This window comes from Paraburkholderia jirisanensis (genome assembly GCF_054782355.1).
Genome location: NZ_BAAGSQ010000021.1, coordinates 70,114 through 84,857, shown reverse-complemented (window position 1 = coordinate 84,857; position 14,744 = coordinate 70,114). Strand labels below are relative to the sequence as shown.

The 14,744-nt window shown below is 65.8% G+C and carries 13 protein-coding genes; 8 read left to right on the top strand and 5 right to left on the bottom strand.

The features are described 5' to 3' along the window. Nucleotides 1-126: 126 nt before the first annotated feature. The gene (locus ACYVNQ_RS09615) at nt 127-561 is read left to right on the top strand and encodes a universal stress protein (RefSeq protein ID WP_460902256.1); all 435 of its coding nucleotides are present in this window, start codon (nt 127-129) and stop codon (nt 559-561) included. Between the two features lie 306 nt (nt 562-867). Here ACYVNQ_RS09615 and aceA read toward each other — a convergent pair whose 3' ends face one another. The 3 genes from aceA to ACYVNQ_RS09600 form a co-directional block, all read right to left on the bottom strand. Further along, nucleotides 868-2,172, bottom strand: coding sequence for an isocitrate lyase (gene aceA / locus ACYVNQ_RS09610; RefSeq protein ID WP_460902255.1), 1,305 nt, complete (start codon nt 2,170-2,172; stop codon nt 868-870). Nucleotides 2,173-2,665: 493 nt separating this feature from the next. Continuing rightward, a complete protein-coding gene (locus tag ACYVNQ_RS09605) occupies nt 2,666-4,351 on the bottom strand; it encodes a DEAD/DEAH box helicase (protein WP_460902254.1) in 1,686 nt (561 codons plus the stop codon). Between the two features lie 514 nt (nt 4,352-4,865). Next, the gene (locus tag ACYVNQ_RS09600) at nt 4,866-5,135 is read right to left on the bottom strand and encodes an acyl-CoA-binding protein (protein WP_460902253.1); all 270 of its coding nucleotides are present in this window, start codon (nt 5,133-5,135) and stop codon (nt 4,866-4,868) included. A 151-nt stretch (nt 5,136-5,286) separates the two neighbouring features. Here ACYVNQ_RS09600 and tsaB point away from each other — a divergent pair, with 151 nt between their 5' ends. The 4 genes from tsaB (at nt 5,287) to ACYVNQ_RS09580 (ending at nt 9,272) form a co-directional block, all read left to right on the top strand. Next, a complete protein-coding gene (tsaB, locus tag ACYVNQ_RS09595) occupies nt 5,287-6,249 on the top strand; it encodes a tRNA (adenosine(37)-N6)-threonylcarbamoyltransferase complex dimerization subunit type 1 TsaB (RefSeq protein WP_460902252.1) in 963 nt (320 codons plus the stop codon). Further along, nucleotides 6,246-6,740, top strand: a complete 495-nt coding sequence (rimI, locus tag ACYVNQ_RS09590; RefSeq protein WP_460902251.1) for a ribosomal protein S18-alanine N-acetyltransferase — start codon at nt 6,246-6,248, stop codon at nt 6,738-6,740. Before tsaB ends, rimI begins: the two co-directional genes overlap by 4 nt. Then, nucleotides 6,727-8,058, top strand: coding sequence for a uracil-DNA glycosylase (locus tag ACYVNQ_RS09585; RefSeq protein WP_460902250.1), 1,332 nt, complete (start codon nt 6,727-6,729; stop codon nt 8,056-8,058). Before rimI ends, ACYVNQ_RS09585 begins: the two co-directional genes overlap by 14 nt. Nucleotides 8,059-8,330: 272 nt before the next feature. Further along, nucleotides 8,331-9,272: a DUF1853 family protein gene (locus ACYVNQ_RS09580; RefSeq protein WP_460902680.1), complete on the top strand. Its 942-nt coding sequence runs from the start codon at nt 8,331-8,333 to the stop codon at nt 9,270-9,272. Between the two features lie 33 nt (nt 9,273-9,305). Here the strand turns inward: ACYVNQ_RS09580 and thiD are convergent, their stop codons facing one another. Continuing rightward, nucleotides 9,306-10,112, bottom strand: a complete 807-nt coding sequence (gene thiD, locus ACYVNQ_RS09575) for a bifunctional hydroxymethylpyrimidine kinase/phosphomethylpyrimidine kinase (RefSeq protein WP_460902249.1) — start codon at nt 10,110-10,112, stop codon at nt 9,306-9,308. A gap of 106 nt (nt 10,113-10,218) precedes the next feature. Further along, nucleotides 10,219-11,526: a lysophospholipid transporter LplT gene (lplT, locus tag ACYVNQ_RS09570; protein ID WP_460902248.1), complete on the bottom strand. Its 1,308-nt coding sequence runs from the start codon at nt 11,524-11,526 to the stop codon at nt 10,219-10,221. 230 nt (nt 11,527-11,756) lie between these two features. Between lplT and alr the strand changes: the two genes are divergently transcribed. The 3 genes from alr (at nt 11,757) to ACYVNQ_RS09555 (ending at nt 14,741) form a co-directional block, all read left to right on the top strand. After that, nucleotides 11,757-12,827 (top strand): alanine racemase, encoded by a 1,071-nt coding sequence (alr, locus tag ACYVNQ_RS09565; protein WP_460902247.1) that lies wholly within the window; start codon nt 11,757-11,759, stop codon nt 12,825-12,827. A gap of 75 nt (nt 12,828-12,902) precedes the next feature. Further along, nucleotides 12,903-14,279, top strand: coding sequence for a DNA repair protein RadA (gene radA / locus ACYVNQ_RS09560; protein WP_460902246.1), 1,377 nt, complete (start codon nt 12,903-12,905; stop codon nt 14,277-14,279). A 198-nt stretch (nt 14,280-14,477) separates the two neighbouring features. Beyond that, on the top strand, nt 14,478-14,741 hold the full coding sequence (locus ACYVNQ_RS09555; RefSeq protein WP_460902245.1) for a DUF2866 domain-containing protein: 264 nt from the start codon (nt 14,478-14,480) through the stop codon (nt 14,739-14,741). Nucleotides 14,742-14,744: the final 3 nt, after the last annotated feature.

Sequence of the window (14,744 nt, the reverse complement as noted above, 5' to 3'; positions counted from 1 at the left end):
CTGACGCTGTACGCGAAAGCGCACGGCAAAGCGGCCGGCGGCGCGCTTCACGACCCGCGTGGCAGCGCATCTGGCCAGCTTGTCAGCAGGCCTTTCGAGTCTGAGCAGTCGACGATGGAGAGCCCCATGTTCAAGCACATCCTCGTGCCGACCGACGGTTCTGAACTGTCGAAGAAAGCTATCGACGGCGCGATCGATCTCGCGCAGGCGGTCGGCGCGCGCGTGACCGCGTATGCGTGTCTGCCGCAATACCCGTACTCGCCGTTTTCCGACGTGGTGGTGGAGCCGCCGGTCGAGTTTCAGGAGCGCAGCGAACGCGAAGCACGCGATCATCTGCGCGAAGTCGAGGAGGCCGCGCGCGATGCCGGCGTGGCATGCGCGAGCCAGACCAGCGTGCACCCGTCGCCGTATCTGGGCATCATCGAAGCGGCTGAGCGGGGCGGCTGCGACGTGATCTTCATGGCGTCGCACGGACGGCGCGGGCTCGGCAGTCTGCTGATCGGCAGCGAGACGCAGCGCGTTCTCACGCATACGAAGATTCCGGTGATCGTTTATCGATGAAAGCGGTGCAGGGCGGGCCTGCACGCATGAATTGAGCGCGCGCCGGCGAGACGCCGGCGCGCGGGTACTGCATCGACTGCTCCCCCTGAAGCCTGCCCTCTTTGCGGGGCTGTACTGCGGCGGTACGCGCGGTTTGTGCCACCGCGTGTGCCGCCGCATGTTCCATCGATTGCATCGCGCGCCTGCTGCATGCGCGCGAGGTGCGGCCTGCGAGGTGCAGCCTGTGAAGCGCAGCCTGTGAAGCGCTACCTGACTACGTCCTCGCGCTACGCCATCAGCGTCACCTATGCTGCATCGCTACACCGCTCAGGCAACCTTCTTGTCGAAGAACTGCTCGTCTTCGGTCGACCCGTGCAGCGCGGTGGTCGACGCTTCGCGCTCGACGGTCTGCGTCACCGCATCGAAGTAGCCGGTGCCGACTTCGCGTTGATGCTTGACGGCGGTGAAACCCTTCTCGGCCGCCGCGAATTCGGCCTGCTGCATTTCGACGAACGCGCTCATCTGCGTGCGCGCATAGCCGTGCGCGAGGTTGAACATCGAGTAGTTCAGCGCATGGAAGCCTGCCAGCGTGATGAACTGGAACTTGTAGCCCATCGCACCGAGCTCCTTCTGGAACTTCGCGATCGTCGCGTCGTCGAGATTCTTCTTCCAGTTGAACGACGGCGAGCAGTTGTACGACAGCATCTTGTCCGGGAATTCCTTGCGGATCGCTTCGGCGAATTTCTTCGCGAACTCGAGATCGGGCTTGCCGGTCTCGCACCAGATCAGGTCGGCATACGGCGCATACGCGAGACCACGCGACACGGCTTGCTCGAGACCGGGCCTCGTGCGGTAGAAGCCTTCGACGGTGCGCTCGCCGGTCAGGAACGGCTTGTCGTTTTCGTCGATGTCGGAGGTGATCAGATCGGCGGCCTCAGCATCGGTGCGCGCGAGCAGCACGGTTTGCGTGCCGCAGATGTCGGCGGCGAGACGCGCCGCGGTCAGCTTCGCGACGTTTTCGCGGGTCGGCACCAGCACTTTGCCGCCCATGTGACCGCATTTCTTCACCGACGCGAGCTGGTCTTCGAAGTGCACGCCTGCGGCGCCGGCTTCGATCATCGCTTTCATCAGTTCGAACGCGTTCAGCACGCCGCCGAAGCCGGCTTCCGCATCGGCGACGATCGGCGCGAAGTAGTCGATATAGCCTTCGTCGCCCGGGTTCTTGCCTTCGGACCATTGAATCTGGTCGGCGCGCGTCAGCGTGTTGTTGATCCGCTTGACCACCAGCGGCACCGAGTTCGCCGGATACAGCGACTGGTCCGGATACATTTCGCCTGCCACGTTGGCGTCGCCCGCCACCTGCCAGCCCGACAGATAGATGGCCTTCAGGCCGGCCTTCACCTGCTGCATCGCCTGGTTGCCGGTCAGCGCGCCCAGCGCGTTGACGAACGGCTCTTCATGCATCGAGGTCCACAGCTTTTCGGCGCCGCGCGCTGCCAGCGTGTGCTCGACGGCCACCGAGCCGCGCAGCCGCACCACGTCTTCGGCGGTGTAGTTGCGCTTGATGCCGTTCCAGCGTGCATCGGTGGTCCATTGCTGTTGCAGTGCCTTTGCCTGTTGTTCGCGTGACATGGTTCGCTCCCGTTTTGCAGTTGATGATCGATCGGTGGGTGTTTTGCTTCAGTGGCCTGGATGGTTTGGGTGTCATCTGGTTCGTGAAGTCTTATATAAGAGTCTAGGCAAAACGCTTCGATCGGAGTGCGGCGTGGCGAACCTTTTTGTGATGAAATTAATCTAGAAAAATCAGTTATTTATTAATGAAATTTCAAATTGCGAAACGTGTTTTTCCATCCCGCAACAGCGTTCGTTGTGCCTTGCAGCACGATTTTTTACGAGGCAAAAAATTTTTCCACATTGTGAAAAATCGGGGTGAGGCGAAAAAAAACCGACGCAAGGGCGTCGGTTTTTCATTGAAGGTGCGCTGAAGCAAGCGCCAGGCGGTGCGGAGATCGATGCGCGAACCAGTTGGCGGAGCTCTGCCATGTGTAGTTCGCGCGCCCGCTGGAGCGGGGCCCCGCCTTACTTCCGGGCCGCCGTGCAGGCCGGCCCCGTCTTGCTGCCTCGCTTACGAGCCGCGGCGCGGATTGCGCGGGCCGTCGCTGCGGCGTGCGCCGTAACCACCGTCACGCGAACCGCCGTAGCCTTCGCGGTTGCCGTAGCCGTCGCGCGAACCACCATCGCGTGCGCCGGCGGCCGACTTGTTGCCGCCGCCGTAGCCGCTGCGGGCACCGCCCGTGCCGTTACCGCTGCTATTGCCATTGCCCGAACCGGTGCTGTTGCCCGGCCGGCCACCGAAGCGGCGGCCGCCGTTGCTGTTGCCACCGCCCGGACGGCCGCCGCGGCCGAAGCCGGGACGCGCGCCTGCAGGCGGGGCTTTACGCGGTTCGAAACCTTCAATCACATTGACCGCCAGCGGCGCGCGCACGAAGCGCTCGATGCGCTTCAACGTGCCTTGCTCGGCGTGGTGCACCAGGCTCACCGCGATGCCCGAGCGACCGGCACGGCCAGTACGGCCGATGCGGTGCACGTAATCTTCGGCGAACTTCGGCAGGTCGTAGTTGAACACGTGCGTGATACCGGGAATGTCGATGCCGCGCGCGGCGACGTCGGTTGCGACCAGCACGCGCACACGGCGCTCGCGCAGCGCGCGGATCGTGCGGTTACGCGCGCCTTGCGGCAGATCGCCGTGCAGCGCGGCGGACTGGAAGCCCGCGTCGGCCAGCTTGCCGGCCAGCTGGTCGGCGTCGCTCTTGGTGGCGGTGAATACGATCGCCTGGTCGAGACCCGAGTCGCGCAGCAGATGGTCGAGCAAACGGTCCTTATGGTCGCGGTCGTCGACGTAATGGATGGTTTGCGCGATGTTCGCGCGTTGCTCGATGCGCTGCACGATCTCGATGCGCTCCGGATTCTTCAGCAGGCGGCTGGTCAGCGAGCCGATCTTGCCGTCGAGCGTGGCCGAGAACAGCATGGTCTGACGCGTAGCCGGCGTGCGGGCGACGATCGTTTCGATGTCGTCGATAAAGCCCATGTCGAGCATGCGGTCGGCTTCGTCGAGCACCAGCATCTGCAGTTCGGACAGGTCGATACGGCCGCGCTCGAGGTGATCGAGCAGGCGGCCCGGCGTAGCGACCAGAATTTCGGGGTTCTTCGCCAGCAGCATCAACTGCTGGCCATACGCGACACCGCCGAGAATGCTGACCGTGCGCAGACGGCGCAGGTGCTTGCCGTACGTCGCTGCGGCGGTCGTGACCTGCATCGCGAGTTCGCGGGTGGGCGTCAGCACCAGCAGGCCCGGACGGGCCGCCGGCTGCTGCGGACGGCGCGTGCGGCCGCCTTCGCCACGCGCTTCACGCGGCTCGCGCGGTGCTTGTGCCTGGGTTTTTTGCAACTGTGCGAAGCGCTCGATGGCCGGCAGCATGAATGCAGCCGTCTTGCCGGAGCCGGTCGGGCTCGACACCATCAGGTCGCGGCCGGCGATGCCGGCGGGAATCGCGCGCTGCTGAACGAGTGTCGGCGCCTTGTAGCCGGCAGCCGTCAACGCGGAAATGATCTCTGCGGAGAGCCCCAGCGATTCGAACGTCGGACCTTGTTCGGCGGCGTCGGCGGCGGCATCGGCTGCAACCGCGGCGGGCGCTGCGTCGACAGCCACAGCGGCGACGGCGGTGTCTGCCACGGGAGCGGGTGCTGCATCAAGACCGAGGGCGGCGTCGACGATGGCGTCTAGCGGGCTGGTGGTATTGCTCGAAGTCATGTGAATCCTTGAAACACGGGAACGAACCCGTGGACGAACCACGGGATGAAACGTCGGCGCCAATCGGCATACCCAAGTTGTCGGATTCAGCGAGCAAGAAGCAGCGAGCAAACCGCAAAACGGGGGCAGCCCGCAACAATGAAGGCGGGCTTTTCGTTAGAAGCTGTATCGGGTGCGGCTTGCCGATATTGGCACGCCGCCAGCCTTTAGATGGCCCGTGGGGCCCGCGGCAGGGAGGTGACAGGTTCTAAACTGGATTGGAGCAAAACGCTTTACGCTGCGAAGCGTTGCGGACTAAAGCTTTGCCGGATGCTCACGCGAAGCGCGTTAGCGGGTTTCTGACAAGGCAACGTTGCACAACAAGCGAAGCGCAGGGCGGATTATAGCGGGGTTTGCTGCACTGCGCCACCTTTCTGACATTTTTCCGTCATACGTCTGACGAATCCTCGCGATCGTCGCGAATTGTCCTTCAAACGCGGCGTAACCGCGTGCAAACGTGCGTCGATGTGGGCTGTCAGGCGGTCGCACCGCCTTGCAGCGATTCGACGAGTTCGACGTATTGCTGTTTCGCGGTGTCGGGGGCGGTGCCTTTCAAGGCCGCCCATGCGTCGTACTTGTATTTGCCGACGATGTCGGTCAGTCCGGGCCGGTCGCCGTGCGCATCGCCTTCGGTGGCCTGCTTGAACAGTGCGTAGAGGCGCAGCAGCGTCAGATTGCCCGGTCGTTCCGACAGTTGTTTCACGTCATGCTGGGCTTGCGCGAAGCGCGCGTCGAGGTCGCTCATGGTGGGGGCTCCGGTGGCGTTCAGGTTCGGCCGAGGATCATAACAAGGCGCGGCGGTGCGGCGAATGAACCGGCGTGGAGCGCTTCCTCCAGATGCGGTTGGGGGCAGGTCGATAACCGGACGCATGAAGCCGCGCATTACAATAGCGGCCATGACTGAAACTGTGCTGCTTGCTCTCGATACTTCGACCGAATTCTGCTCGGTCGCCTTGCTGGCGGCGCGCTCGCCCGCCGATTGCGCGCGCGGCGCGTCTGCCGAACCACGCGTGTGGGTGCGCCATGAAGCGACCGGCGCGGTGTCCAGCACGCGGCTCTTGCCCGCCATCCGCGAACTGTTCGACGACGCAGGCCTCGCGCTGTCGGCCTGCGATGCGATCGCATTTGGCGCCGGGCCGGGCTCGTTCACCGGGCTGCGCACCGCGACCGGCGTTGCGCAGGGGCTGGCGTTCGGGCTCGGCTGCCCGGTGGTGCCGGTCGGCACGCTGCTCGCCTGTGCGGAAAGCGCGCGCCGGCGCGATCTATCGGTGGCCCGGGTGCTGACTGCGCTCGACGCGCGGATGGACGAAGTGTACTGGGCCGACTATGCATGGGACGACCGCGTCGGCGACTGGCGTACCGTACGCGCCGCGGCGCTCGATGCGCCGGAGCGGCTGATCGCGCCCGACGTGCCGTTCACGCTGGCCGGTAATGCAGCTGCGGCATTCGGCGCGCGGCTTGAAGTTGCGGCGCAGGCGCGCAGCGTCGATGAGCAGGCGCTGCCGCATGCGCTTGCCGTGGCGTTCGCGGCGTTGCGCGCGTTTCGCGCGGGCCGCACGGTGCCGGCCGATCAGGCAGCGCCGGAGTACGTGCGCAACAAGGTCGCGCTGACCACTGCGGAACGGATGGCGGCCAAGGCCGGGCAGACGGCCCAGACGGCACAGACGGCACAGACGGCACAGACGGCACAGACGGCACAGACCGCCCAGACCGCCCAGACCGCCCAGACCGCCCAGACCGCGGCAGTCGGGCAAGCCGCCCAGAACGTGACGGCTGGGCCAGTCGAGCCGGTCGCGCAGGCCGGGCAGGATGCCCCGACACCGCGGGCCGCGCCCACATCCGGCGAGGGTGCCCGATGAGCGGTGTGTTGCTCGCCGACCGCTACATGTCGCCGATGACCGAAAGCGACCTCGACGAAGTCGCGGCAGTCGAGCGGCTCGCGTACGATTTCCCGTGGAGCCGGGGCAATTTCGAAGACTCGCTGCGCAACGGCTATCTCGGCGTGTGCATGCGCCACGTGACCGGCACGCTGATCGGCTACTGCGTGCTGATGCCGGTGGTCGACGAGATGCATCTGCTGAATCTGTGCGTCGTGCCGCCGGCGCAGCACGCCGGCGCCGGCCTCGCGCTGTTGCGCGAAGCGGTGCGCATCACGCACGCGGAAAAGCTGACGGGGCTACTGCTCGAGGTGCGGCCGTCGAATCATCGCGCGATCCGCTTGTACGAACGCTTCGGCTTCGCATCGATCGGGCGGCGCAAGAATTATTATCCGGCGCGGCATCGTGCGCGCGAAGACGCGATCGTGATGCGTTTTACTTTTGACAAGGAATCAGCCGATGGCGCTCTATGAATCCGCGCTCGAAGAACTCGGACTCGCACCGCTGTGGGTGAGGCGCGGCACGGCCGCCGCGCAAGCCGCCGGTGTAGCTGGGGAGGGCGCGGCGGACGGCGCGCAGGGCAGCGCGGCCGCGCGCGCGAGCGTCGATGCCGCGCAAGGCGAAGCGGCGGCGCACCACGCGCGCGATATGCGGGACACGCGCGACACGCGGCACGCGGCATCTGCAGAGCTCGGCCATGCGAGCGCTGCGGCAGCAGGCGGCGGGGTGCCGGCGCTTGCGTCGCGCGTTGCCGGAATCCCGCAAACGGCGCCGCAGGGCGCGGGCATGCAGGCAGCCGATACGGATCGCAGGTCGCCGGCTGGCGATACCCCCGACGCTGACCCGCAACGCTCATCGCACGTAATTGCTGCCCGCGAAGCGGCGCAGGCGGGCGTGCCGCAGGCAGTACCGCGACGCGGCGCGCAACCGGTTGAGCCGCATACCGAGCCGCGTGCGGCTGGCGCCGCGGAGCGGGCGTTGCCATCGGTGGCTACGCCGGAGGCGCAAGTGCGCGAACCGGCGCGGCGCAGCGCTGCGCCACCCGCACCGCCGCCCATCGAAGAAGACATGTCCTGGTTCGACGAAATGCCGCTCGCGCCAACGGCCCATTCGACCTCCGGGCGGCCGTCTGCCTATGCTGCCGGCGACAGCGCCGCTGCGGCAGACAGCGCTTCGCTGCCGGCTGTGACCACGCTCGACTGGGATGCGCTGGCTGCGCGTGTGGCGGGCTGCGAGCGCTGCCGGCTGTGCGAGAAGCGCACCAACACGGTATTCGGCGTCGGCGACCGTGCAGCCGACTGGATGCTGATCGGCGAAGCGCCGGGCGAGAACGAAGACCGCCAGGGCGAGCCGTTCGTCGGCCAGGCCGGCAAGCTGCTCGACAACATGCTGCGTTCGCTGTCGCTGGCGCGCGATACGAACGTGTACATCGCGAACGTGATCAAGTGCCGGCCGCCTGGCAACCGCAACCCGGAGCCGGACGAGGTCGCGCGCTGCGAGCCGTTCCTGCAGCGCCAGGTCGCGCTGGTGCGGCCGAAGCTGATCGTCGCGCTCGGCCGCTTCGCTGCGCAAAGCCTGCTGAAGACCGACGCCAGCATTTCGTCGTTGCGCGGGCGCGTGCACGAGTACGAGGGCGTGCCGGTGATCGTCACGTATCACCCGGCGTACCTGCTGCGCAGCCTGCACGACAAGGCGAAGTCGTGGCAGGACCTGTGTCTTGCGCGCGATACGTGGCGCAACGCAGGCGGCCTCGCTGATGGAGCGCCGGTAGCTGGGGCGTCAGGCGGATGACGGCTGAAGATCCGCCGGCCGCGTCAGCTGCATCGCCTGGGCTCGCTGCGCCGGCAGTATCAGCGGCGCCGGCGGCGTCAGCAGTACCGGCGACCTCTGCAACACCGGCTGCATCAGCGGCGCCAGTTACATCTGCAGCACCGGCAGCACCAGCAGCACCAGCAGCACCAGCAGCACCAGCAGCACCAGCAGCACCAGCAGCACCAGCAGCACCAGCAGCACCAGTTGCATCGGCTGCACCAGTTACATCAGCCGCATCAGCCGCACTCGCCATCCCGGACGCTGCACACGCCGCGCGCATCGACGCGCTATCAGACTCTGCCGTACGCGATCTCGCATGGCTGCTGTTCAGTCCGGACCTGTTGCGCGCACAACCACCGTGGGGCACGCTCGCCGTGCCGTTCGAATCCGCTGCCGAAACCGCCGCCGCACTCGACTGGCTGGCCGCGCTCGACGCCGACGCCGCGCCGCTGCATCAGCACATCGCAACGGCGCGCGTGACGCGCCTTGGCCGCTACGCCGAATGTCTGCTCGGCTGGTTCCTGCAATATGGCCCGGCCGCGCGCCTCGTCGCCGCGAATCTCGCCTTGCGGCGCGGCGGACTGACGCTCGGCGAATGCGACTTTCTCGCCGAAACGGCGAGCGGCCGCCGGCTGCATTGGGAACTGGCCGTGAAGTTCTATTTGCATGCCGGCGAAGGCCGCGCGCAGCTTGCCGACTACGTAGGCCCCGGCCTGCAGGATCGCCTCGACGTAAAGCTGTCCCATCTGCTGCAGCATCAACTGCCATTGAGTGCGCGCGACGAATTCGCGTCGCTTGGCTATCGCGGGCCGTGGGAGCCGCAGATGTTCGTCAAGGGCTGGTTGTTTTACCGCGATAACGAGATGCCCGAGGAGCCGCCGCAGATCGCGCCGTCGCATGGGCGCGGCTGGTGGACCACGCGTGCGGCATGGCCGGCCTTTGCGGCCGCGCAAGCGGGCGCGTGGATCGTGCTGCCGCGTCTGCAGTGGCTCTCGCGTGGCCGCCGGGCGCACACCGATACCACGACGCCGTGGCTCGATATCGCCGCACTAGCCGGACAGCTTGCGACACACACCGGCCCGACGATGGTCGCATCGTTTGTCGAGACGGGCGGGCAGTGGCTAGAACATTCGCGCGGCTTCGTCGTACCGGACGATTGGCCTACGCGCGCGCAGGCGTTCGCACGCGGCTGACATCGCACGCGCACAACCGCACAGCGCGTCCCGCTACCACCACCGGTAAAAATGATGCACCGGCCCGACGCCGCTGCCGACGTCGAGCCGCGCGCTCTGTTCCAATGCGCCGGTCAGATACTGTTTCGCATCGGTTACCGCACCAGCCAGATCGCGCCGCTTCGGAAGCAGCGCAGCGATCGCCGACGACAGCGTGCAGCCCGTGCCGTGCGTATTCTTCACCGGCACGCGCGGCCCGCCCACGCGCAGCGTGCCGCCCGGCTCGATTAGCCAGTCCGGGCTATCGGCGGCGCTCAGATGTCCGCCCTTCATCAGCACCGCACGCGCACCGAGCGCGCGCAGCGCTTCGCCTTGCTGGATCATCGCCGCTTCATCCGCGGCCGGCGACACGCCAAGCAGCGCCGCCGCTTCCGGCAGATTCGGTGTCAGCAGATCCGCGAGCGGCAGCAATTCATTGCGCACCACCGCCACCGCATCGGCCGCGAGCAGCGCGTGATTGCTCTTCGAAATCATCACGGTATCGAGCACCACGTGAGCCGGCCGGTGGCGCCGCAGCGCGTCGGCGACGGCACGCGCGATCTGCGCATTGGCGAGCATGCCGATCTTCACTGCATCGATGCGGATATCGTCGAACACCGCATCGAGCTGCGCCGCGACGAAGGCCGGCTCCGGCGAATGAATCGCGGTGACCGCGCGCGTGTTCTGCGCGGTCAGTGCGGTAATCACACTGGCGCCGTACGCACCCAGCGCCGAGAACGTTTTCAGGTCGGCCTGGATGCCCGCGCCGCCGCCGGAATCGGAGCCGGCGATGGTCAGCACGTTCGGGATCGATTGACTCATAGTGAAAGTCGTGGCGAAAGAGAAAGCGCGCAAGCCGTGCAAGCGCAGCGGAAATAGAAGAGGGTACGCAGCCGGCGGCGGGCCGTAGCGCGCGCCGCGGCTGGCTTCAATGTCTGGCTTCGCCGATCAGCGCGACGGAATCGAACGCGCGCTGGTTGGCCTGATGGCGCCGCATCACGAGCCACATCATCACGCAGACGAAGGTGCCGAACAGCACGATGACCAGCCCCACCGGCACGTCGAGCCACACCAGCACCGCGTACAGGCACAGCATCACCAGCACCGACAGGTTTTCGTTGAAGTTCTGCACGGCGATCGAGTGACCGGCCGACAGCAGCACGTGGCCGCGATGCTGCAGCAGCGCGTTCATCGGTACCACAAAGAAGCCCGACAGCGCGCCGACCACCATCAGGAAGATATACGCGCAGATCAGATAGCCCGGTACGTGCAGCTTGCCGAAGTAAAAGCCCCAGTGCGCCGGAAACAGATTGCGCGTGTAGAAGGCCATCAGCATCACCGCGATACCCATCACGATGCCGACCGGCAGCACCGACAGCGATTTCTTCAACGGCACGCGCGCCGCGGCGATCATCGCGCCGGCTGCGACGCCCACCGCGACCACCGCCTGCAGGATCGCGCCTTCGGACAGCGACATGCCGAGCGACACCTCCGCCCACTTCAGCACGATGAACTGCAGCGTCGCGCCGGCGCCCCAGAACAGCGTCGTCACTGCCAGCGAGATCTGGCCGAGCTTGTCGTGCCACAGCACGTTGAAGCAGTCGGCGAACTCGGTGATCAGCTTGATGGGACCATGCGCCTGTCTCGGATAGCGGGCGCCGGTATCGGGAATGCGCAGGTTGAACAGGGCGGCCACGATGTAGATCACGATGATCACCAGCATCGCCGCCTCGGCGGGCGTGTGGATCGCGGACGGCGTGTGCCGGATGATATGCGACGCGATATGCGGACTGATCAGCGCGCCGCCCAGCACCGTGCCGAGGATGATCGAGCCGACCGTGGTGCCCTCGATCCAGCCGTTCGCGGCGACCAGCCGGTCAGGCGGCAGCAGCTCGGTCAGAATGCCGTACTTGGCCGGTGAATACGCTGCCGCTCCGAACCCGACAATGCCGTACGCGATCAGCGGATGCGCGCCGATCAGCATCGTCACGCAACCGACCACCTTGATCGTGTTGGTCACGAACATCACGCGGCCCTTGGGCCGGGAATCTGCGAAGGCGCCGACAAAGGCGGCGAGCACGACGTACGACAGCACAAAGAACAACTTGAGCAGCGGCGTCATCCAGTTTGGGGCGTGAAGGTCTTTCAGCAGTGCAATAGCAGCGATCAGCAGCGCATTGTCGGCCAGCGACGAAAAAAACTGCGCGGCCATAATGGTGTAAAAACCTTTTTTCATCTGATGCGATGCTGTCCTCACGGCAGTCTGTCGGGCGAGACCGCGGATATGACGTTCCGGCTTATGCCGTTCGAAATGGGTTGTGCGCACGGCTTTATATCATGAAAATAGCTGAATCCTGACTAGCAAAATCCTTGACTGGTCGCCGACCGCACCGCCGCAGCGGGCTTCGCCGCGCCGATAACGCGTTGTAAGCTGCTGATTCGAAAGTGTCTTTGCGAAAATTGCCCATGCCGCGCCCGCTCCTTGCCACGATCCATACCGCAGCACTTGCCAACAATCTCGCCGTCGCGCGCCGTTACGCGCCCAAGTCCAAGATCTGGGCGGTCGTGAAGGCCAATGCGTATGGCCACGGGCTCGCGCGTGCGTTCCCGGGGCTGCGCGCCACCGACGGCTTCGGTTTGCTCGACCTCGAAGAAGCGGTGAAGTTGCGCGAGTTGGGCTGGGCCGGCCCGATTCTGTTGCTCGAAGGCTTTTTTCGTCCGACCGATATCGATCTGATCGACCGCTACAGCCTGACCACCGCGCTGCACTGCGATGAGCAGATGCGCATGCTCGAAATGGCGCGCCTGTCCAAACCGGTCAATGTGCAGTTGAAGATGAACAGCGGCATGAACCGCCTCGGCTACACGCCGGAGCGGTATCGCGCGGCGTGGGAACGCGCTCGCACGTGTCAGGGCATCGGTCAGATCACATTGATGACGCATTTTTCAGATGCCGACGGCGAACGCGGCATCGATCATCAGATGGCCGCGTTCGAGCGCGGTGCGCAAGGCATTGCGGGCACGCGCAGCCTGTCGAACTCGGCGGCGACGCTGTGGCATCCGAAAGCGCATTTCGACTGGGTGCGGCCGGGCGTGATGCTGTATGGCGGCTCGCCATCCGGCGTGCATGCCGATATCCGCAGCACCGGCCTGCAGCCGGCCATGACGCTGGCCTCCGAGCTGATCGCGGTACAAACCTTGCCCGAAGGCGAAACGATCGGCTATGGGTCGACCTTCAAGGCGCGCAGCGGCATGCGTATCGGCGTGGTCGCGTGCGGCTACGCGGACGGTTATCCGCGGGTCGCGCCGGAAGGTACGCCGGTGATCGTCGACGGCATCCGTACGCGGATCGTCGGGCGCGTGTCGATGGACATGATCACCGTCGATCTCACGCCGTGCCCGCAGGCGAATATCGGCTCGCGCATCGAGTTGTGGGGCAATGCGCTGCCGATCGACGACGTCGCGCAGGCGTGCGGCACGATCGGCTATGAGCTGATGTGCGCGGTGGCGATGCGGGTGCCGGTGCGCGCCGAGTAAGGCGCGCGGGCTGCCGCGGGCTGCTTGCGCCGGTTGCTTCAGTACCAAACCAGAACCAGATAGAACAAGGGTTGCGTGGCTAAACAGAAAACGTTGTACACCTGCAGCGAATGCGGCGCGAGTGTGCCGAAATGGCAAGGGCAATGCCCGGGCTGCAGCGCATGGAATACCCTGGTCGAAACAGTCGCCGAGCCCGCCGGCGGGCATCGCTTCCAGGCGCTGGCGAAGAACCAGCCGGTGCAGCGGCTCGCGGATATCGACGCGGCCGACGTGCCGCGTTTTTCGACCGGCGTCGGCGAATTCGACCGCGTGCTCGGCGGTGGCCTCGTGCCGGGTGGCGTGGTGCTGATCGGCGGCGATCCGGGCATCGGCAAGTCGACGCTGTTGCTGCAGTCGCTGGCGCAGATCGCCAGCGAACGGCGCGCGCTCTATGTAAGCGGCGAGGAATCGGCCGCGCAAATCGCGTTGCGTGCGCAACGGCTGGCGCTGCTCGAGCCGGGCTCGCATGCCAGCGAACTGCAACTGCTCGCCGAAATCCAGCTCGAAAAGATCCAGGCGACGATCGCCGCAGAACGGCCCGACGTCGCGGTGATCGACTCGATCCAGACCGTCTATTCGGAAGCGCTGACCTCGGCGCCCGGTTCGGTCGCGCAGGTGCGCGAATGCGCGGCGCAATTGACGCGCGTCGCGAAGCAGTCGGGCACGGCGATCATCATGGTCGGTCACGTGACGAAAGAGGGTAATCTGGCCGGCCCGCGCGTGCTCGAGCATATCGTCGACACCGTGCTGTACTTCGAAGGCGATACGCATTCGTCGTTCCGCCTCGTGCGCGCGTTCAAGAACCGCTTCGGCGCGGTCAACGAGCTCGGCGTGTTCGCGATGACCGAGCGCGGGCTGCGTGGCGTGGCGAATCCATCGGCGCTGTTTCTGTCGCAGCACGAACAGATCGTGCCGGGCTCGTGCGTGCTGGTCACGCAGGAGGGCACACGGCCGCTGCTGGTCGAAGTGCAGGCACTGGTCGACACGGCCAATGTGCCGAATCCGCGGCGCCTTGCGGTGGGCCTCGAACAGAACCGGCTCGCGATGTTGCTGGCGGTGCTGCACCGGCACGCGGGCATCGCGTGCTTCGATCAGGACGTGTTCCTGAACGCGGTGGGCGGCGTGAAAATCACCGAGCCGGCCGCCGATCTCGCAGTGCTGCTAGCGATCCATTCGTCGATGCGCAACAAGCCGCTGCCCAAGGGCTTGATCGTGTTCGGCGAAGTGGGGCTGGCCGGCGAGATCCGGCCTTCGCCGCGTGGCCAGGAGCGCCTGAAAGAAGCCGCGAAGCTCGGTTTTTCGATCGCGCTGATCCCAAAGGCCAATGCGCCAAAACAACCTATCGACGGGTTGCAGGTGATTGCCGTCGAGCGTATCGAACAGGCGATCGACCGCGTGCGCACGCTCGAATGAACGCCTGGCACCGCCTGGCACCGGCTTGACACCTCCCGGCGGTGCATCGGCGCAGCGTCCTGGCGGCGCGCGCACGCCGGTGGTGCATGCGTAATCCGCTGTAAATTTCGCGTCGGTGGCTGTAACCCAAAATCCACAGCCTTTCCCTATTCTTTGCCGAATCAGGCAATCCGTCATTAATGGGAAAAAGGACGCGTCTTGAAAGTGACTAGTGAACCTGGAGCCGACCGCCTCGCCAATCTGCGCGGGTGCCGTGTGTCGGAGCCGCTTCTCCAGCCTTGGGGAGGCAGCTGCCGGATCGTCGAATGGGTCGACACCACCGGGCAGATTTCGCGCAGCGTAGTCGCCGAAGACATCACCGCCGATGAAGTGCGAGCGACCATCCGGCGGCATGTCGAGGGCCGCAAGCACGTGCTGATCGACGATGAGCGGCAGCCGCGGCAGACCTTGCCGCGTCGTTAAACG